The organism is Pontibacter sp. H249, from assembly GCF_037892465.1.
GTDB lineage: Bacteria > Bacteroidota > Bacteroidia > Cytophagales > Hymenobacteraceae > Pontibacter.
Genome location: NZ_JBBKTR010000001.1, coordinates 365472 through 386469 on the forward strand (window position 1 = coordinate 365472; position 20998 = coordinate 386469).

Consider the following 20998-nt stretch of genomic DNA (forward strand, 5'->3'; position numbering starts at 1 on the left):
TTCAAATGCCGTGTCATCTCTTTCATCAGTAGTTTTTTAGTAGATGGTAAAGTATTCTGCAATAGGGCCAAGCACTAGCGATGGGAAGAAAGCCAGGGCCGCCACCACCCAGATCACGAAGAAGACCATTAGGCCGAAGGTGGCCGTGTCGGTTTTAAGCGTACCGGCAGATTCCGGGATATAGCGCTTGCGGGCCATGATGCCGGCGATGGCCACAGGTCCGATGATCGGCAGGTAGCGGCTCAGTATAAGCACAAATCCGGTGGTGATGTTCCAGAAAGGTGTGTTGTCGCCGAGGCCCTCGAAGCCGGAGCCGTTGTTAGCCGCCGAAGAAGTATACTCATAGAGCATTTCGGAGAAGCCGTGGAAGCCGGGGTTATTCAGCCAGCCTACCGACGGGTCCTGCACATACACATAAGCGGCCAGCGCAGTACCGGAGAGGATGAGCAGAGGGTGCAGCAGCGCGATCATGATGGCGATCTTCACCTCCCGGGCCTCTACCTTCTTACCCAGGAACTCGGGCGTGCGTCCCACCATCAAACCGGAAATGAACACGGCGATGATGACAAAGACAAAGAAGTTCAGGAAGCCTACGCCCACACCGCCGTAAAAGGAGTTGATCATCATGCCCAGCATGGTGTTCATGCCCGAGAGCGGCGTGAGCGAGTCATGCATGGCGTTCACCGACCCGTTGGAGGTAACCGTGGTGCTGGTGGCCCACATACCGGAGGCAGCGGCACCTAAGCGCATTTCTTTACCCTCCAATGAACCAAGTTCCTGATTGATGCCCATGTTGGTGATGGCAGGGTTACCGTTCATCTCAAAGTATACCGTAGTGATCAGCAGCATCAGGAAACCGGCCGTCATCGCACCGAACACCATCCAGCCCAGGCGCCTGCGCTCCAGGTAAAAACCAAGGGCAAAGGCCAGTGCGATCGGGATAAGGATAATTACAATGTTCTCGACCATGTTGGAGAGGTATGTCGGGTTTTCGAGCGGGTGCGCCGAGTTCACGCCGAAGAAACCGCCGCCGTTCGTGCCAACCTGCTTAATAGCGATCATGGCTGCGGCTGGTCCGCGCGATACCTGCTGCTCTGTTCCCTGCAGCGTGGTGACGGTCTCCTTTCCGGCAAAGGTCATTGGCGTGCCTTCCATGGCGATGATCACCGCCACGACTATACTTATCGGCAAAAGAATGCGGGTACAGCTCTTCAGAAAGTAGTCGAAGAAGTTGCCCAAGTGCTCGGTGCTGCGGTTGCGCAATCCGTTGAACACCACGGCGCAAGCGGCCATACCCGTGCCCGCCGTCACGAACTGCAGAAAGCACATCACGCCCAGCTGCGACAGGTAAGAAAGCCCGGTTTCGCCGGAGTAGTGCTGCAGGTTACAGTTCACCAAAAAGCTAATGGCGGTGTTAAAAGCCAGGTCCGGCGACATGGAGGGGTTGCCGTCGGGGTTCCAGAAAGGGTGAACACTTTGCGTCATCAGCAGGAACATGGCCCAAAAGAACCAGATCAGGTTGATGCTCAGCAGCGCGACCATGCTTTGTTTCCAAGTCATCTCGCGGTTTGCATCGATGCCGCTTACGCGGAATAAGAGCCGCTCTACCGGCGCCATAAAATCGAGCCAAGTGCGCTCTCCTTTGTATACTTTCGCGATGTACTTGCCCAGCGGCAGCCCAATGGCCACCGTGAGCAGGAACATAGCGATAATTCCTAATATATCAGTTGACATTTCTATTTTTTTGTGGTTGTGAACTTAGAATTTCTCGGGCCGCAGCAGCACGTAAAACAGGTAGCCGAACGTGAAGATGCTTAAGATGAATAGTGCGATCATATCTTTAGTTAAATAGATGAGTTTCATAGTCTGGAAAAGCGTTATGGTAGCTGGTTATGCGTCATTTGCTGCGAGCAACGCACCAGTGCAGGCCCCATCAGCAGGCGCCACTGCAGGGAATTGCCCCCGCTGTAAAGGTGCAGGGTATACAGGTAAGACACCTGCAGCGCGTGCCGCACCTGCTGATCCCCCTCCTGCAAGAGTTTGTTTGCCTCCCGGAAGCAGCGGCGGGCGCCGTCCAGGTTCAGCGTATCTAGAAAGCGGTTGGTGTAAGTGGCAAAGCAGGCCAATTGGCGGTGCAGGTTGCGTTTGTTTCCCTCCTGCTTCAGCTCAGGCTCCAGCTCGGGGAACTCCTGGCAGAGCTCCTTCGAAATTTCATGATGCTGTATCATAGCGTTCCTAAGAATTGGTTAAACGTTGTCGAAAAAGTCAATGGATTTGTAAAAGAGCCAGAAGCAGGCTACCCCGGCTCCCAGCAGTAAAATCGTCATCAGCACTTCGTTCATGATAGTAAATGTTTTGTTATGCCAGACCTATTGCCAATAGAAGTGCCAGAAGGGAAAACAAAGATGTAACTTTATTATAATTATTGATTATCAATTAGTTATATTGAAGTAAATTTTTAGGCGGGATGAAAGAAAAAAGCCGACCCTACCAAAATGGTAGGGTCGGCTTTTCATATTGGTAGGGTAAAGGCTTAATTTAAACCATACTCCTGCAGCTTACGGTAGAGGGTCGTCAGGCCGATATGCAGGCGGCGGGCAGCTTCGGTTTTGTTGCCGCCGCTTTGCTCGAGCACCTTCAGGATATGGCCCCGCTCCACGGTACTTAGAGCCGTATCGCTTTCAGCGGCCTCCAAAGAAGGGGCGGCGGACCAGAACTCAGAGGGCAGGTGCTCCGGCGTGAGCGTGTCTGTGTCCGCAAGTATAACAGCGCGCTCCATCACGTTCTTCAGCTCCCGGATGTTGCCCTTCCAAGGGTAGCTCTTCAGCTTCTGAATAAACTCCTCGCTCATACCCTGCAGGCGGCGGTTCATCTTTGCATTATACTGCTGCAGGAAGTGCTGGGCCAGCAGCGGAATATCCTCCTGGCGCTCCCGCAGCGTGGGCACTCGGATCTTAAACACCGACAAGCGGTAGTACAGGTCCGGCCGGAAATGATCGGCCTCTGCTTCGGCCTGCAGGTCCCGGTTGGTGGCCGCCACAATGCGTACGTTCACCTTAATGGGTTTGGTATCGCCGAGTTTGGTGAAGGTCTGCGTCTCCAGCACGCGCAGGAACTTGGCCTGCAGCTCCGGCGGCATCTCCCCGATCTCGTCCAGGAAAATGGTGCCTCCGTTGGCCTCCTCAAACAGGCCCTTCTTATCGGCCATAGCCCCGGTAAAGGCACCTTTTTTATAGCCGAAGATTTCCGACTCGAGCAAGTCCTTTGGAAAGGCGCTGCAGTTAACGGCCACAAAAGGCTTGCTGCGCCTCGGGCTGGCGCTGTGAATGGCCTGCGCGAAAAGCTCCTTTCCCACGCCCGTTTCGCCCTCCAGCAATACAGTAGAGTCTGTTGCCGCCACTCTTATTGTAAGTTCTTTAGCCTGTTTTAAGGCAGCTGTATGGCCGATGATGGTGTCTAAGGTAAACTTCGCTTCTACCTGCTTTTCAAGTTCGGCCACCCGCTTGCGCAGCCGTGCTTTATCAGCAGCCCTGGCTACGGTAACAATCAACTGCTCATCGCTGTCCCCCTTGGTCAGGTAGTCGAAAGCGCCTTGCTTCATGGCGCTCACTCCATCCTGTATCGTGCCGAAAGCCGTCATCAGGATCACCTCCGGCAGCGGGTACTTCTCCTTTATTTTGCGCAGGATGTTGAGTCCATGGTCGTCGGGCAGCTTCACGTCGCTCAGCACCACCTCCACTTCCTCGGCATGGTTCTCCAGCAGCTCAAAGCCCTCGCGGGCATTCTTGGCCTGCAGCACCTGATACCCTTCCAGTTCCAGCACGCGTGCCAGCACTTGGCGCAGGTTGTTCTCATCATCGATGAGCAGAAGCGTGGTTTGGTTTTGCATAGAAGTTAAAGCTATTTCTGGCAAAGCTAAAGATTTAGAAATAGTTTAAATAACAGTATGGCAAGCAAAAGTTAATAAATGATCCTGATTGTTATCAGGTTGTCGTAATTCGATAATTACTGGGTAGCTACAAATTTTCTAAAGCCACCAAATCTCTGTGGAAATGGTTCGATAATTCTATCCTTTGGCCTACTAAAAGCCGCTTCAGCTAAAACTGAAGCGGCTTTTTTGTTGGGTAAACTTCCCCTCCGGTTGATTGAGAACATTGCATAAGGTAAAGGCACTTGAATCAGCTTAACCAAACTCTGTATGACAGAGGAAATATCACTCCTAGCCATTGAGAATTCATGCTACAAGCTTCGCTGAAGGTACTGAACAGCCTATCTATCATTGCCCCAAAAACAAAAGGTTTCTTTCCGTGATTTAAAGGAATTCCCCAGAGAATCCCAGACTTCTTCTCTCGCGCTGTCGAGCAAGGCAACACTAAAAGAACTACCCGTCAAATGCCAAACTGAATCTTTTTCATGAATTCTTGGTACGGCGCAAAAATTTGTAGAGTATAGCTTCTTCGGCGATCTCACAGCCAGCCTTTTCAGGTCGTCAGGTAAGGCAACTTGAAATACAGTAGATCTCAACCCATCATCCCGCCAGTGAGCTATACCTCAAATGGTAGGGGCAGTTTGTTTTATCTTTCACTTTTTAATTGACCAAATAACCCCTCCATTATTTTTCGCTGCTGTTGGGTTTGATGCTCCTTTTTCGATATTATTAAATTTCCATTATCAATGTTAGCATCCAGTCCGGCCAACGTTAAATAGCTGTCGATTGGAATTTTTTCGGTGCCCGAAACATAGGAATTAAAGAACTCGGTTTGCTCTATTCCGCTTAACTCAGACATCATTATTTTAAGTTCTTCAAGTGTATAGTCATCATTGCTATTCCCATATTTATTGAATAAACTTCTCATTAAATCATCCATGCTTTTTGCATTGTTCGTGGCATCCCGGATAAGCATATCTTGCGCAATTCCCGCCAACATGCCACCTCCGTACACCAGCCCCCAATGCTCATGCTTCTCTTCTCCATTTGCCATTGCCAGTCTCCCGAGCCCGTTATCATCATGGTATCGTTTATAGAAAAAGTTGCTTAAGAAGTCTAAATAGGTTTCATCCGTCAAAAAACCGATATGATGCAGTGCCTTTAAGGTATAATAGTTTGTAAGGCCTTCCTTAAACCACTCGCCGTTTTCACTGTCCGGTCTAAAAGATTTGCCGTTCCATAGGTGGAAGAACTCGTGAGCAAAAATGAACCTGGAGATCGTCTTTGAGAATTGATCGGCATCTTTTTGAATCAATATACTGATGTTGTTTCCAATTACCTCGCCATCTGTAATGGACGGATGGGAACTAATGACTACAACCATTTTTTTGAATGGGCTATCTGGCGAAGGTCTGGGGATACCGCCCATAAGCTCTATGTAATAATCTAAAACACCTTCTGCCAGGCTTTGAAAAATGGCTTCCTCATTAATAATTTCAGTAGTACCAAGCGCAAAGACAAATTCAAAATCATCCCTTTTTAGAGAAATTTCTTTGTGTGTTCCTGCAAATATCATTGCGTTTGCCAGATCGGTGTTATCCCTTACCAGATAGGAAGAAGCAACAGCCTTGATATTTTTCCATGGTGTGGTGACTCTCCAGTTTGGGGGTAGCTTAAAATCAACTGTAATATTTTTTCGTTGTTCTCCGTTCATGATAAACAGCGTTCTTCCCGTATAAAATACGCCCCTGTCAGTTGTATATGCTACGCCATCTATACCTCCGTCCCATTCGTAGTCTTCATGGTCCAGATGCACATCATAGGTCAAGACAATCTTCTCGTGAAGTGGTGCGTTTATTTTCCATTTGGCACCGGGAATTTCTTCTAATTCAACTGGTTCCCCTTCATCGTTCACAGCCTTTATGTTATAAATGAATGTCGCCCATCCTTTGTCAAAATTGGTGGCTCCATGATCCATAAACAGGATACTGTCTTTTGGTGTAAACTCAACCTTCACTTTAGCGACTTTGATATTGTCCTTATCAAATGTGATTGAATAAGAAATAGCCTCACCGTTTTGGTCTTGTTTACACGATAAAATAAGTAAAGAGACAAATAAGACTGCGAAGATTTTTTTCATTGTTTTTGTTTTAGATAAAGCCTAGTCTTTTTTGGAATGTTACACATACCATCATATTTCTAATTGCACCTAACTTGTAGCTAATCGAAAACCTATTTGGCATATCTGCACTAAGTGCGTAATTGCTTTTGCCTGACTCCTGAAAGGTTTGATGGGCAGCAACTTAAGAAAGGTGTCCTTGTGCCTAACTTTATTTTGTACTGGTGTTTTTCGCCCTGGGTGATTTCTGCTTTGATTATTTTTCTTCCCTAGCTTCTCCTTTTTATACTTTCATCACACGGACTGGACACAGCAAGAGCAAAGCTGCTAATTTGAATAGGTGGTTTTTCATAAAATATGTATTCAAATATATTGTAAGGTCTTCTATGCTGGGACTAATGTAGTGGGTGGCTCTCTTCCGGTAAAACACAAGTGACTAAACCAGCATTTTATGTGACGAACCAAGCCTAAAGTATAAATAAGGTTATAATAATTTTAGAGGCGGCTGCGAAAGAAGGCCTCATTATAGCTTCTGTTTTTGTCTTTTATCTATGCCTGTTGATAGTTGTTAGCTATTGCTCCAGTTTATCAAAGGTTATAAGATGAGTTAACAATTTAGGTTAAGATAGAATGATAGGGGTATAGACCAAAGGGCATTTTTAAATAATAATGCGCTTAAACCCGTAACTCTCTCAGGCCAAAACATTCTACAAAAGCTTTCAAATCCCGGTGGAAATGGTTTGATAACCCCATCCTTCAGTCTACAATAGTAAAAAGGCCGCTCCAACTTAAATAGAGCGGCTTCTTGTTTAGCAAATTTACTTTGGGATGTACTTATTAAGCTTTTTCAGTATAAACCATACTTTACATATTATCAAATATTTACGTATTTCTCTTATATTGGGGAGCAGTACCCCCCTTACCCGTTACCGTTTTCACCACAGTTCGGCTGCGCTGCAGGTTTCACCTACGTTCCATGTCTCGAATCCCCTTCTAAACCAGCAGACCTTTTAGGTAGAGATGCTACATCTAAAAGAATCGAGGATATAATTTAGAATTATAGATTGATTAAACTGGAAGTAGGTTATCCTGTTTTAGTTTTTACCAGCTCCTGCATTCGCTCATGGTGCAAACTCTTATAAGATAAATTTAAACACTTTTCCTCAAGCACTAAGAAATCTCCATATCTTCCTTAAATTAGGGTTCTCAAGCAGAACCTATGATTAAAAAATTAGCACTATCAGCACTACTGGCAGCCGGATCAACTTTGTCGGTCGCCGCCCAAGATGCACCCTCCTGGATGCGTTATCCGGCTATTTCTCCGGATGGCAAAACTATTGTGTTCACCTATAAGAACGATCTTTATACCGTGCCAGCAGCCGGCGGTGTGGCCACTCCGCTTACCCTCCACGAAGCCCACGACTTTATGCCGGTGTGGAGCCACGATGGCAAATCAATTGCCTTTGCCAGTGACCGCTATGGCAACTTCGACATCTTTGTGATGCCAGCCACAGGCGGAGCGGCGCAGCGCATTACCTATCACTCGGCTAACGAGTTTCCGTACGAGTTTAGCCACGACAACAAAACCGTTTATTTTGGTTCGAACCGACTGGACGCGGCCACCAACCGCCAGTTTCCGACAGCTTCTCAGCCGGAGTTGTACCAGGTAGCTGCCTCTGGCGGACGCGTAACACAAATGCTTACCACCCCGGCCGAGGAGGTGAAACTTAGCCGCGATGGCAGCAAAATGCTCTATCAGGATAAAAAAGGCGGTGAAAACCAGTGGCGTAAGCACCATGTATCGTCTGTGACACGCGACATCTGGGTATACGACACCAAAACCGGCAAGCATAGCAAACTCACGACCTACGAAGGCGAGGACCGCAATCCGGTTTTTGCCGATAACGACAAGACCATCTACTTCCTGAGCGAGGCCAGCGGTACGTTTAACGTGTATAAAATGGCGACGCAGGGCCCTGCTAAACCAGAGCAGGTGACCAACTTTGAGAAGCACCCTGTACGTTTCCTGACGGCCGCCAATGACGGTACTTTAAGCTTTAGTCAGAACGGCGAACTGTACACCCAAAAGGCAAACGGACAGGCGCAGAAAGTAAACATCCGCATCGCTACCGACGCTAAAACAAATAACGAAAGCATACTGAAAGTCGGAAACGGCATCAGCAACCTGGCGGTGTCACCTAATGGCAAAGAGGTAGCCTTTATTTACCGTGGCGAGGTGTTCGTGAGCGCCGTGGAAGGCTCCGTGACCAAGCGCATCACCAACACGCCGGAGCAGGAGCGCAGCGTAAGTTTCTCACCAGATGGCAAATCGCTGCTCTACGCCAGCGAACGCGGCAAGAGCTGGAAGATTTACAAGACAGACATCGTGCGTACCGAGGAGCCTTACTTCTACGCCTCTACCCTGCTCGAGGAAACAGCCTTGGTCGAGAACGACAAAGAAAACTACGATCCGCAGTACTCACCTGACGGTAAGGAGATCGCCTTTCTGGAAAACCGCATGACCTTGAAAGTGCTCAACTTGGCCAGCAAGCAGGTACGCACCATTCTCAACACGAACGAACTGTTCTCCATGCGCGACAACGACCAGTATTATACTTGGAGCCCGGATGGAAAATGGCTGTTGTTTGAGTACTCTGAGCCGGGATTTGCTAATGGCGAGGTAGGTATAATCGCTTCCGACGGCAAAGGCAAGAAAATGAACCTGACCGAGAGCGGCTACAACGATTTTGCCCCGAAGTGGATGATGGACGGCAAAATGATGATCTGGAACAGTACCCGCGACGGTATGCGTGCCCAAGCTAACAGCGGCGGTGCACAGGCTGACGTATATGCTCTCTTCTTCACACAGGATGCTTTCGACAAGTATAGACTCAGCAAGGAAGATTATGCGCTTCTGAAAGAGCAGGAAGAAAAAGCGGCCAAAGAAGATAAGGAAAAAGAGCAGGATAAAAACAGAAAGAAGAAAGCCAAGAAAGACGAGGTTACTCAGAAAAGCGGTGTAGCGATCGATTGGGAGGGCATGCCTTACCGCAAAGCCAAACTGACTTTACACTCCTCCACCCTGTCGGATGCGCTGATGTCAAAAGACGGCGAAACGCTGTATTACCTTGCTAAGTTTGAGAAAGGCTTTAACCTGTGGTCAACGAGCTTGCGCTCTAAGGAAACCAAAATGCTGGTGACCCTGAACGCTAACCGTGCCCGCATGGTGTGGGACAAAGAGCAGAAGAATATTTTCTTGGAGTCTGATGGTAAGATTGTGAAACTGGACCCAAGCAACAGCAAGCAGGAGACAGTAAAAATAGACGGTGAGATGAATCTGGATGCCGCCGCGGAGCGTGCCTTCATGTTTGAACATGTGTGGCGCCGTACCAAGCAGACTTTCTATACCGCCGGTTATCACGGAGCTAAATGGGATGAGCTGAAAGCTGATTATGAAGCCTATTTGCCGCACATCAGCAACGACCACGAATTCTCTGAAATGCTGAGTGAATTACTAGGCGAGCTGAATGTATCGCACTCTGGATCCAGCTACAGCAAAAACGACCCGAACGGCGACGCCACCGCTTCGCTGGGCATTTTCTATGACCAGACCTATACCGGCAACGGCATCAAGCTGGACGAAGTAATCGTGGGTGGTCCGCTGAACAAAGCCGGTCTGGACCTGAAGGCAGGTATGATCATCGAGAAGATTGATGGCGAAACAATCACCCTGGACAGGGACTTAGCGCAATTCCTAAACCGCAAAGCCGGCAAGAACACGCTGCTGACTGTAACAGATACTAACGGGAAAAACAGAAGAGACATTACTGTGAAACCGATTTCGCAAGGTGAGGAAAACGCCCTGCTTTACAAGCGCTGGGTCCGTCGCAATGCGGACGAGGTGGACCGTTTAAGCAACGGACAGCTGGGCTACGTGCACATCCCGGGCATGAATGACCCAAGCTACCGTACTGTGTACGAAGAGGTAATGGGCAAATACGCCAACCGCAAAGGTATGGTAGTAGATACCCGCAACAACGGCGGTGGCGACCTGGTAGCCGATCTGGCCATGTTCCTGAGCGGCAAGAAGTTCCTGGACTATACCACAGACACCCGTTCTGCAGGTTTCGAGCCGTCTTTCCGCTGGACCAAGCCGAGCATCGCGCTCGCTAACGAAGCTAATTACAGCGACGGCCACTGCTTCGCCTTCAGTTACATGGATCTTAAACTGGGCAAGTTGGTAGGTATGCCGGTGCCGGGCACCTGTACCTTCGCCGGCTGGGAAATGCTTCAGAACGGGAATGTGCGCTGGGGTGTTCCGCCGCTGGGTGTAAAGGATATTCAGGGCCAGTACCTGGAGAACCTGCAGACCGAGCCGGACGTGCTGGTAGCCAACGAGTATGAACTGGTGAGCAAAGGCAAAGACCAACAACTGGAGGCAGCCGTGAAAGAGCTGCTGAAAGACATCGAAGCACAGGGAAGCGCTCAGAAATAAGCCACCTTGAGGTATACAAAACATAGGTCATCCTGAACTTTAGTTGCGGGGTACTTAAAGCGGTGTAGGGCCTCCCTACACCGCTTTGTTTTGAATGGCAGGATTGCCAAAGGAGATACCAGTAACAGCGCAACCGACTGCTTCAAACCCACCATAACTGAATAACATAGGAAAAGCAAGTACAACTATACAGAAACAGGTTGATAAAAGGCTTCTTATACTTACAGTTTATTCTTAGCTCGATATTCTGCGCATTGTAATTCCAATTTGTGGAAGCGACTTATGCAGGCTAAGCCTATGTGCTCAAAAACTCTCATCAATAAATCGAAGATCAGCTAAACACATATAACTATTTAGTGAGATCAGTTTTGCTGCAGTACATTATCGTCAAGTCTCAGGTCAATCATCAGGTGGTTGGGATCAATACCGCCGCGCTCAGGCTTTCGCGGCACTGTCACTTTTATAGTTTGCACACCAGACCGGATGCGGTGCGTCCGAAGATAGAGTGGCTCGTTTAATCCCTTACCTTCTTCATAAATGCCTACTTCCAGCCAATCATGCATCGGCACTTCGTTTTCATAACCCGTGCTGTCAACTACAATTTTTTGAGCCTGCACCTTTAGGGTTACCTGCCAATCGCCTGCTTTCGTTTGTGCGGCCGCAAATTGTTTTGTTTTAAGGCGCCAATATGTGTTTTGCTCAAATAGGTCGTGTAACAGGTAATTTAATGAATCAGGAGTAACGTGTTGTAGCTCTTGATAAAGATCAAGGGTTGATGGTAACGGCACCTCTCCTGAACTTTGTTTTTGGAGAAGATTTCGTAACGCACCGTTAACCATTTCTTTGCCTATGTACTTACTCAAGGCATGCATGGCAAGTCCACCCTTCCGATAGTATAAAAATTGTTCATTTGCTCTGATTAAGGATGCTGATGCCAGTGAGCGTGGCATTGCATAGGAGTTATGCAAGTAGCTCACATACTTTTGTAGATGGCTCTCGCCATAATTTTTCTCTAGCACCTGCATACCAGAGTATACAGAAAGAGCTTCAATCAGGACACCAGCTCCTTCCACATAAGCAGGTGTTAGCCTAGCCATTCCCCACCACTGGTGCGCCACTTCATGCGCCAAAATATAATAAGGTAAATCAAAGCCACTGGGACTATCATCGGGTTTCATAAGAGGATATTGTTCTCCATAATACACGATACCCGCATCCGCACTCGCTCCACTTCCAGGGCCAGCACCCTCTACCAGCGTAAAGTATTCAAAAGGATAAGCGCCAAACTGCTCGGTATAGTAAGCCAGCGACTCTTTTACGCTCCGAAGCATGCGGTCTATATTTTGGGTATGGTCGGGATGATAATAGATCCTGACCACAACATCATTCCATTTGCTTTCCTTTACTTTGTAGTTAGCCGACAGGATAGAGTATTCGCCACCGATGGGAACATTCGTTTTATAGTGAAAGTAACGTCGGTTTTTCTCTGTCCAGGTTTGTTGCAGTTTACCCGGCGCAACGGCTACTTCATTTTTTGCCGTGCTTATAATTGCTTCTAAGGTGGTTTGGTCTTTACTGAATGGCTTTTTACGTGCTTCCTGATTATAAAGAGAAGGTAATGCAGGGCGTGCAGCAAGCTTATACTTTTTTCTAGTAACCGCATCATTTATTTCCCTGTAGTGTTGGTACCCAATAGCTGGGAGCAGGTCGTAATTTGTAAAATAGGTGCCGTTCTCCACTACCAACTGTTTAGTGGCGCTATGCTGGAAACCCTGCTGTTTATAGTACACAACAAAACTTACTTGTAGTGAATCTCTTGGCTGTAGTGGTTGCTTTAATACATAAATATGGTAGCTGAGGTCTTTGTCTATAAGTACACCTGCAGCTGGCATAGTAAAGTTTACTTCACCAAATTCTATCCCCCATGCACCCCCGATATGTATGGAATCTATTGGTACTGTATCCTTATTTACGAGTGTGAAGGTACCACGAATGCTCGTTTCTTGTTTGTCAGGATAGAGCTCGACCTGCAGCTTTGTAGCTGTCAGTTGTGGTTGCGGCGTGTTTCTGTACTGCCCGTAGCGCCGCTCATACACTGCCTTCTGTTCCATAATGTCGGAGGCAGTCATGTAATTATTAAGTACATTCGTGTTATAGAAAACAAAGCTCCCCATGGTAAGGAGAAGCCCAGCACCGAGCATGGCAACCCAAGTTGTGGAGTATGTGAAATGGCGCTGAGCCATTTTCAGACGGCCTTTTAAACTTTGTTCTTTTCCCCGTACCCAAAGCAATTTAGCTGCCACTGCCAATAGCAAAGCCCAGGCACTCCAATATAGCTTAAACCACAGCCATGGCCCAAGAGTAGGTCCAAAGCCACGCATATCAGTATACCACCATCCCGGGTCAGCTCCAAAGACGAGCATTCTGTGCTCGATGCCAAATGTTGAAGGAAAGGCCATAAAGCTGAAGACCAACAGCACCACCAAATAACTTATATATTTATTATTCACAACTACGTGGACAACAAAAGCAAGCAGGGCAAAGAGTAGATAGTCTGTTAACTGAATTCCGAAGAGCGTCTGCATGTACAGGCCTATTTCTAATTTATCGTAGCCCATGATTAGCTGCATCCCTATACCTCCGGTCATAAGTAATACCATCCAAACTAAGATGATTAGACCTAAGCCCAGATACTTGCCTGCGAAGAGCACCCAATCAGGCACCGGTGCTGCATCAGCTATATCACTTAAACCTGCATCCCGTTCCCGCCATACGAGCTCGCCAACGTAATACATAATGAGTAGTGGAATAACTACCCAAGGGGAATTGACATTGCCTACAGGAGCAGCCAGATAATCTAGCACCTGCTGAGTGGTTGGGAGCAGCGGAATTCCAAATTCATTTAGGATGCTGTCGCTGAATACAGTGGAGACCAAGGCAATAGCACCAACCAGTGTAAGTCCGATAGGGTGTTTAGCTATTTTACCAAAAGATACCCAGGCGATTGTAAGCGCCTGACGGAACCAGGTTGCAAAGCCAAAACTTCGCTGAACCTGCGGAACACTAATAGTAATTTCCCTAATTATTACGGACTCAGCAGACGCTTTGGGTTGTGCTTTTGGACGCCATTGAAAACGACGCCACCAGTTGTTTGTAACAGGAGCAGAAAAACTGAAGCAGATATAGGTATACCACAATAACCCTACAGCAACACTACCCCACACAATACGATTCAGAAGAAACATACCTTCTAACTTAACTAGTCGCGTATTTTTTTCTGTTGCCGTCCATGTTTGCAACTCGTTGCCAACGATACCTGTAACACCAACCGGATCCAGTAATTTTACCACGTCCCAGTTTCCGAGCAGCTTTGCCACCGTTATAGCTAAAATCTGAGCAAAAAAAGCTAATAACAGACTAGCCATATAACTTGCCATCACCTGCCTACTAAGCGCTGCAAACGTGAACTGCAAAGCAGTTGCAGTAAAAGCTGTAGGTAATGAGATCAGGAAGAAAGCACTCAGATAAGCTGACGGTCTGAAGGGCAATAACTCGCCCTGATTCATACTTGGTAGGTAGAAGGAAAGTAGCACGCCTAGCGGGAACGAAAGTACCAGCAGCACATTTACTGCAAAGGCTGCTAAAAATTTACCACCCAAATAATTATGCTTCGAAACCGGAGTAGTATAAATTAGTGGGTGTATGCGTTTCTGTACGTCCCTGGCTGCTGCTTCGCCAGCTATGTTCGCGCACATTACAAGCCATATAAGGCCACCAATAACGGTGATAGCCGTAATGTGAAATGTATTGTTTGGATATACTCCATCGCCACGTGCGATGACTAGATTCATGACAAATGTAAATGCAAGCAGGACTACTAAATAGAGCCAGGTAGCGACACGCCCTAATTGGTAGGCAAACTCAGCACGAAAGATAGTCCAAAGTATCATAGCTGCACCTCCCTCTCCTGCTGCACTGACTGCTTTTGGTTATATCCTGCCATGGTGGTGAAATAGACATCTTCCAGATTTGGGGACACTAGTTCAAAGCCATTGCCGGGGTGTTCTTCGCTGTAGATATGTACTACTGTTCGTCCGCTTAGCAGTTTGGTAGAGACTACCTTATGCTCCAACTCCAAAGCTGGCAACTTACTTTTATGTACAATGCAGCGCCAGATCATTCCTTGCAGTTCCTCCACGGCTTTTAAAGGCTCTGCTTCCTTCAATATTTTACCTTTATTAATGATAGCCATATTGGTGCACAGCTCCGACACGTCTTCTACAATGTGCGTGGAAAGTATAACAATACTGTTCTCGCCTAACTCACTCAAAAGATTGAGAAAACGTACCCGTTCGGCTGGGTCTAGACCTGCTGTAGGCTCATCCACAATCATTAGTTTAGGATTACCTAGTAACGCCACTGCAACGCCAAAACGCTGCTTCATACCACCCGAAAAACCACCAAGTTTCTGCCTGCGCACGTCCCAAAGGTTAGTTTGTTTAAGCAAGGCTTCTACCACTTCTCTTCTGGAAGCCCGATTGGTAATGCCTTTGAGTACAGCGAAGTAGTCGAGCAGATCTTCCGCTTTGGCTTTAGGATAAAGTCCAAACTCCTGCGGCAGGTACCCTAGCGTCTGGCGCACTTCCTCCTGCTGGCGCAGTACATCTATTTCACCCAAGTGTATGCTGCCTTCATCGGGTTCCTGCAATGTGACCAGCGTACGCATTAACGTGGACTTACCGGCACCGTTTGGACCGAGCAGGCCATACATACCTGCAGGTATGTCCAGTGAAACATTGTCCAGCGCCCGAACGCCATTTGAGTAGGTTTTAGAAACGTTGCGGATAGAGAGATTAACTTGATGATTTTTCATAGTTTCTGCTTAACTTCTTTTGGTTTTATCAGGAAGAAAGTGAGAGATCTTTGCAGAACTTTTCCGCTGATTTTAGAATAAAGGAAGCTATGTCGTGTTAGGAAGCAAAAAGTAATATGCTACTGCTGTAAAGTAATCTACCAATAGCTGCATTGCTTCCGCCAAGACACTTGCAGGATCAGAATGCCGTTTGGCAGACTGGTATCAGGCAACCGCCGAGTTGGTAATTAGGGAGTAGCAGTAAAAGATATCTTTGTAGTATGAATCGAATAAAAAAGGTATTCACGCAGATCCATATTGGTCTCTGGATCCTGTTTAGTCTGCTGCTAGCCCTTCAACTAAGCCAGGATACAGTTCAGTGGCCTAAGTTAACCTTAGCAGTTTTGCTGACAGCTTTGTATGTCTTTTATAGCCATTTTATTCTTTTAACCCGCTATTTAGATAAAAGACAAAAGAGAGCTTATTTTCCCCGGCTTGTGGGAGTTATACTTACTGGTCCGCTTCTTTACATGTTTTTACATTACAAAAGGTTTAATACTTTAGACCTTTTTGCAGAGTATTATACCATCTCCCTGATCTCCATTATAATTCCCTTCATTTTCTTAAGTTGGCTGGCCAGGATTACAGAGAACTTGGTGTTCAATACAATCAAGAAAGAGCAACTGGAGAAACAGGCGGTGGAGTCAGAACTGTATTACTTGAAGTCACAGATCAATCCGCACTTTCTATTTAATACACTTAATAACATTCATACTTTAGTATACAAACAGGCGCCGGCAGCACCGGAAGCTGTGCTCCGTCTATCTTCCCTGATGCGCTACATGATCTATGAATCAAACTCCTCTACAGTTCCACTTTCCAGGGAAATGAACTACCTGCAAGATTATGTGAGCTTGCAGCAGCTTCGTTATAAAAAGAGCCCAGTTGTAGACCTGAAAATAGAAGGAGACACGGAATCCTGCCACATTGCCCCACTGCTGTTTATACACCTCCTAGAGAATGCCTATAAGCATAGTCCAGCCCGATTAGAACCAGGTGATGTAAAAGTTAGTGTAGAGATAAAAGAAAATACCCTTACCTTTTGTATTCAGAACCCGATAGGCAACAACGTGCGCAATACTTTGGAAGAACCGGGCGGCATTGGCCTGCCGAATGTTCGGAAAAGGCTAACCTTATTGTATCCGGGGAAGCATCACCTGGAGATTAATAACTCGGGCGAGGTATTTACAGTTACTTTAAAAATTTACGGTCTCCAACCTCAGACTCATGAAAGAGAAACTCAGTTGCTATATAATTGATGACGAGCATCTGGCCCAGGAAATACTGGAAGAATATATAGCAAAGGTTCCTTTTCTGGAGCTGAAAGGCACCTTTATAAGCCCACTTGAAGCAGCCGCCCAAATGGACAAAGATAAGCCCGACCTGCTTTTCCTGGACATTAATATGCCTGACCTGAATGGACTTAGCTTTATACCAATGCTGAATCCTAAACCGATGATTATCCTGACAACTGCTTATGACCAATATGCCTTAAAAGCCTTTGAACTGGAGGTGAAAGATTACCTGGTAAAACCTTTTTCGTTTGAGAGATTCTATAAAGGTGTATTTCGCTTGTACCAAGAACAAAGTGACCGGCAGCTACCAAAAAAGACCGAAGCTAAAGCAGAGCCGAAAAGTGAGCAAGGATACATTTTTCTGAAGGTAGGTCATCGCATTCAGAAGCTAGCTACCCAGGATATACTGTATGTAGAAGGCATGAAGGATTACCTGCGCATACATACCCCTAAAGAAAAAGTAATGATACTGTTGAGTTTTGCTAAACTGGAAGAACTGTTACCTACGCAGGACTTTGCTCGTGTACACCGTTCTTTTATGGTAGCCATTGATAAAATAGACCATATTGAAAAGAACAGAATTTGGATAGCAGAGCAAGTTATACCAATAAGTGAAACCTATAGTGAGAACTTTTACAAGAAGTTGAGAGGCCTGACCTAGAATGACTTATATATTATTTTAAATACATACTAATTTTAGCGCTACTACATTCTTGCGACTGTTCGATAACTCCATACTTTAGCCTGAAATTTATAAGTTTAAGATTGCAATTGTGGATACAACTTACCACAGTCGCTTCTGCTTTGCTTTGATAGCACGCTTTCATTATACCAAACCAGTTTACCAAAAGGATGCTCTACTAACACATTCTGATTTCTGAAGTTACCAGGTTTATAAGCTACAAATATGCCTGCTCCTGAAGGGGTTTCTAAGTGCGTACCCGATGCCAGGGTTTTAAAATTAATAGACTTTGACATGACGTTAATTCATAAAATAGAAGTTAATTAATACAACAAGTATTATTCTTTGAGAAGGTAGGAACTTAGTGTGTACTGATGGTAAAGCTACTGTAACCGTTATGTTACTATTGATTTACACAGAGCAATAGCAAAAGAAAAAGCTGCTCTAAACTAATAAAGCAGCTTTTTATACTTAAAAATAGGATTAGTTTACTTTGCCATACTTTGCACAGCCTGCAGTTTCAGCTCTTCTTTATACTTTGTACCAAAGCGATCAGTAGCAACTACCGTTATACTTGACTCAGCCGCCGACGGCTTGGCAAAAAACATATGGTCTGTTAGCAGAGGCTCTACCCATTTATGTTTGGCTGGTTTGGCAGCTCCTTCGTGTAGTTGTACAGACAATGGGTCTTTGGCAGTTTCACGCTGCATCTCTCCCATCAGCTTGCCATCCTCCAGCCACTCCACTTTCCACTCCGGGTCCCAGTTCCAGACATTGGCTGCTACGTGCTCCGGCTTTTCTGCCACAGCACCCACAGGGTAAATGCGTAGCTGGTGCTCTTTCGGCAGACCTGTAGCCTTGTAATACCATTGCACATCAGAGCCGTTTACTTCGTATACCCCGTAGCCGCTTGGCGTACCGTCGTAACAAATCGGGCCGGTCCACCAAGCACCACAAACGGTGCCGTGTACGTGCTCTTTGATGTTCTCTTTGTCTACAATCTTCTCGTTAAAATGCGTGTGCCCCGACATGATGTGTGTTTTGTATGGTTTCAGGATGCGGTACAGTTCTTTCCTGTTAGAAACCACACCACCGATAGATTCCTCTTTCTCTTTGTTGCGGATGTGTTGCTTTGTGTAAACCGGAATGTGAACATTTACAACCACTGTAGAACCAGGTTTTACATGAGCCATATCCTGCTCCAGCCATGCCAGTTGCCTCTCTGTTAAATAGCCGATATACTTCTTAGCGGTACCGATAAAGAACACGTCATCCAGCACCACATAATGTATATCACCACGGTTAAATGAGTAGTAGGTTGGGCCGAATAACTCCTTAAACTTCTCTGCCGAGCCTTCGTCGGTGCGGGCATCCAAGTTCATGTCGTGGTTTCCGATTACTTGGAAAAAAGGAACACCCGTAATGGCTAGTGCCTCCTGGTAATCATCAAACAGCTCAAACTTATCCCATACCAAATCGCCACAGCCGATGCCATGAAACAATGTATCTTTCGGGTAGCTCGCCACCAGCTGCTTCAAGTCCGGTGCCGATTCCTTCTTTAGCTGTGCAGCATCTGCCTCTGAAATAATCTGCGGATCGGCCCATACTACAAAGTTGTGTTTGGTATCGTCCTGCGCCAGCTTCTTCAGTTCAAAATCTGCTTTAAAGCGGCCCTTACTGGCATTAATTTTTCTATAGAAACGGGTGATACTCTTCTCGTTATTGAACTCGTAGCCGCGCGGTATAGAGATGTAAACGAACTCAGCGGTTGCGTTGCTTTCAAACTCATACTTTCCGCTAGCATCAGTAAGCACCACATTAATACCATCCGTAACAGCTACACCTGCAAGCCCTTTGCCGTTTGCGTACACTTTGCCGCTCATTGTAACTATAGAAAGGTCTTTGCCTTTTGCTAGTGCTTTCGTTTTTGCCTGCAATATGCTCGGCGAAAGTGTAAAGCCTACCCCTGCAAGGCCTAAGGACTTAAGAAAGGTTCTTCTTTTCTGTGACATGGATTTAGTAAGTATAAAAAGATGTGAAGTTGAACATGAAAAGAAGCGGGCACTTAAAGCACCCGCCTCAATAATTGAAAAGTGTATTCTAAATGCTTTTTATTTCTCCCACCAGCCTTTCACGTTGATCTCGTCGCCACCCATGGCAGCTACCACTTTATCGTAATTGGCTTTGTTATAGATCTGCACTAAGTCAGGGTATTTAAAGCGCACCGGCACCTGCTGGTTGTTTAGCATGGCAGCAGTCTTTGGCAAAACCGGAAAACCAGTGCGGCGGTACTCAAACCACTGTTGGTAGTCATTAAAGTACAAAGCATAGTACTTCTGCAGCATGATGCGCTCCAGCGTACCATCATAAGCCGCTTTCGGATTGGCGAAATAGTCAGTAGGAAGCGTGGCACCCCATTGCTCAACTGCAGCCTTCACGCCTTTTTCGTAGAAGCTTTTGGCAACGCCAGCAATGTGGCCCTGCATGGCCAATTCTGCTTTTATAAACTCCACCTCAGCATATCCCATTATCACAGAAACCATTGGGGCCGTAACTAATGCTATGTTGTGATTAGAAGGTATAAAATCGAATTGCGAGTCGCTGCCGGCATAAGCACTTGGTATACCTTTGTATCCGATAGAAGTCTTTCCGTCTTTAGACTTAGCCTGGATCATGAACTTCTCACGGCGCGGATCTTTCAGTTCGTTCAGGTTGTTCACAAAGAACTCTGACATGGAGCGAAAGGTCGTGAAGTCAATGGCGCGGCCCCATGGCGAAACAAGCGGCGTTACACCTGTAATCTTAAGTATAGCTGCCTCTTCGTTTTTAGTAAAGATTGGGTTGGCAGCAGGGTTGTTGATGATCTCCGCCATCTTTGCATAAGCGTTCATCTCCGTACGCTTTGATACACGCAGCAACAGCCGCAGGCGCAAAGAATTGTTGAATTTTCTCCAGTTGGCAACGCTGTTATCAAACAAAATATCTTTGCCATAGATCATTGGCTTTGAGGTATCATAAAGCGTGTTTGCCCGCTCCAGGTCAGCCAGAATTCTGGTGTATACTTCCTTCTGGGTATTGAAGGCAGGGTGCAAAATTTTCTCATCACCGCGTGCAGCCTCAGTCATCGGCACATCGCCAAAGCTGTCGGTTAATAAAGAGTAAACCCAGGCGTTAAGCGTAAGGGCTATGGCTTGATAGTTCTTGTCCTCTACTGCCACCGCAGTAGTTTCCATTTCTTTAATGTTCTTGATCCAGCGGTAGTAGTTATTCCAGGTAGAGTTACCGGCTGCTTCGCTGATGTCGTAGCGGTGCTCTCCTCCTGATGGGCTTGGGTAAGGCAAACCTACCTGCATAATCTCAAAGGTAAACGCATCGGCACGCGAGGTATTGAAGCTGGCCATCTCGTAGATGATCGGGTTGAGCAAAGTGCCCGGGCTAATCTTGTCGATTTTATTCGGGTCTACATTCAGCTCCTCGAAGTCATCGGTACAAGAGATACTGATAGTGCCAAGTGCGGCCATTAATACAAACAGGTATTTCTTTATCGTTGTCATATAATTTAGCTTT

The 20998-nt window shown here is 46.6% G+C and carries 13 protein-coding genes and 1 pseudogene; 3 read left to right on the top strand and 11 right to left on the bottom strand.

The window, feature by feature from the left end; all coding sequences use genetic code 11:
• Positions 1 to 36: 36 nt before the first annotated feature.
• The 6 genes and pseudogenes from kdpA to WG943_RS01535 all read right to left on the bottom strand — a co-directional run bounded on the left by kdpA (position 37) and on the right by WG943_RS01535 (position 6068).
• Positions 37 to 1734, bottom strand: a complete 1698-nt coding sequence (gene kdpA, locus WG943_RS01510) for a potassium-transporting ATPase subunit KdpA (RefSeq protein ID WP_340406362.1) — start codon at positions 1732 to 1734, stop codon at positions 37 to 39.
• A gap of 24 nt (positions 1735 to 1758) precedes the next feature.
• Entirely contained in the window at positions 1759 to 1863 is a 105-nt protein-coding gene (gene kdpF, locus WG943_RS01515) for a K(+)-transporting ATPase subunit F (protein ID WP_340406363.1), read from the bottom strand.
• A gap of 14 nt (positions 1864 to 1877) precedes the next feature.
• Complete coding sequence (locus WG943_RS01520) at positions 1878 to 2228, bottom strand: DUF7674 family protein (RefSeq protein ID WP_340406364.1); 351 nt, start codon at positions 2226 to 2228, stop codon at positions 1878 to 1880.
• An 18-nt stretch (positions 2229 to 2246) separates the two neighbouring features.
• Positions 2247 to 2348: pseudogene (locus WG943_RS01525) on the bottom strand (hypothetical protein); the annotation flags it as partial.
• Between the two features lie 185 nt (positions 2349 to 2533).
• A complete protein-coding gene (locus tag WG943_RS01530; RefSeq protein ID WP_340406365.1) occupies positions 2534 to 3889 on the bottom strand; it encodes a sigma-54-dependent transcriptional regulator in 1356 nt (451 codons plus the stop codon).
• Between the two features lie 685 nt (positions 3890 to 4574).
• Positions 4575 to 6068 carry a M61 family metallopeptidase gene (locus WG943_RS01535; protein WP_340406367.1) on the bottom strand — a complete coding sequence of 498 codons (1494 nt, stop codon included), beginning with the start codon at positions 6066 to 6068 and terminating at the stop codon, positions 4575 to 4577.
• 1198 nt (positions 6069 to 7266) lie between these two features.
• Between WG943_RS01535 and WG943_RS01540 the strand changes: the two genes are divergently transcribed.
• Positions 7267 to 10542: a S41 family peptidase gene (locus WG943_RS01540; protein WP_340406369.1), complete on the top strand. Its 3276-nt coding sequence runs from the start codon at positions 7267 to 7269 to the stop codon at positions 10540 to 10542.
• A 362-nt stretch (positions 10543 to 10904) separates the two neighbouring features.
• Here WG943_RS01540 and WG943_RS01545 read toward each other — a convergent pair whose 3' ends face one another.
• Both WG943_RS01545 and WG943_RS01550 read right to left on the bottom strand, forming a co-directional pair.
• The gene (locus WG943_RS01545) at positions 10905 to 14393 is read right to left on the bottom strand and encodes an ABC transporter permease/M1 family aminopeptidase (protein ID WP_340406371.1); all 3489 of its coding nucleotides are present in this window, start codon (positions 14391 to 14393) and stop codon (positions 10905 to 10907) included.
• Between the two features lie 95 nt (positions 14394 to 14488).
• Positions 14489 to 15415, bottom strand: coding sequence for an ABC transporter ATP-binding protein (locus tag WG943_RS01550; protein WP_340406373.1), 927 nt, complete (start codon positions 15413 to 15415; stop codon positions 14489 to 14491).
• A gap of 260 nt (positions 15416 to 15675) precedes the next feature.
• On the opposite strand from WG943_RS01550, the gene WG943_RS01555 reads away from it, so the two are divergent.
• Positions 15676 to 16713 carry a sensor histidine kinase gene (locus WG943_RS01555; protein ID WP_340406375.1) on the top strand — a complete coding sequence of 346 codons (1038 nt, stop codon included), beginning with the start codon at positions 15676 to 15678 and terminating at the stop codon, positions 16711 to 16713.
• A complete protein-coding gene (locus WG943_RS01560) occupies positions 16682 to 17410 on the top strand; it encodes a LytR/AlgR family response regulator transcription factor (RefSeq protein WP_340406376.1) in 729 nt (242 codons plus the stop codon). Before WG943_RS01555 ends, WG943_RS01560 begins: the two co-directional genes overlap by 32 nt.
• A 98-nt stretch (positions 17411 to 17508) precedes the next feature.
• Here WG943_RS01560 and WG943_RS01565 read toward each other — a convergent pair whose 3' ends face one another.
• The 3 genes from WG943_RS01565 to WG943_RS01575 all read right to left on the bottom strand — a co-directional run bounded on the left by WG943_RS01565 (position 17509) and on the right by WG943_RS01575 (position 20985).
• Positions 17509 to 17727 (bottom strand): hypothetical protein, encoded by a 219-nt coding sequence (locus WG943_RS01565; RefSeq protein ID WP_340406378.1) that lies wholly within the window; start codon positions 17725 to 17727, stop codon positions 17509 to 17511.
• Positions 17728 to 17919: 192 nt separating this feature from the next.
• Positions 17920 to 19443, bottom strand: coding sequence for a calcineurin-like phosphoesterase family protein (locus tag WG943_RS01570; RefSeq protein ID WP_340406380.1), 1524 nt, complete (start codon positions 19441 to 19443; stop codon positions 17920 to 17922).
• Between the two features lie 99 nt (positions 19444 to 19542).
• A complete protein-coding gene (locus WG943_RS01575; RefSeq protein ID WP_340406381.1) occupies positions 19543 to 20985 on the bottom strand; it encodes a SusD/RagB family nutrient-binding outer membrane lipoprotein in 1443 nt (480 codons plus the stop codon).
• Between the last annotated feature and the right edge of the window lie 13 nt (positions 20986 to 20998).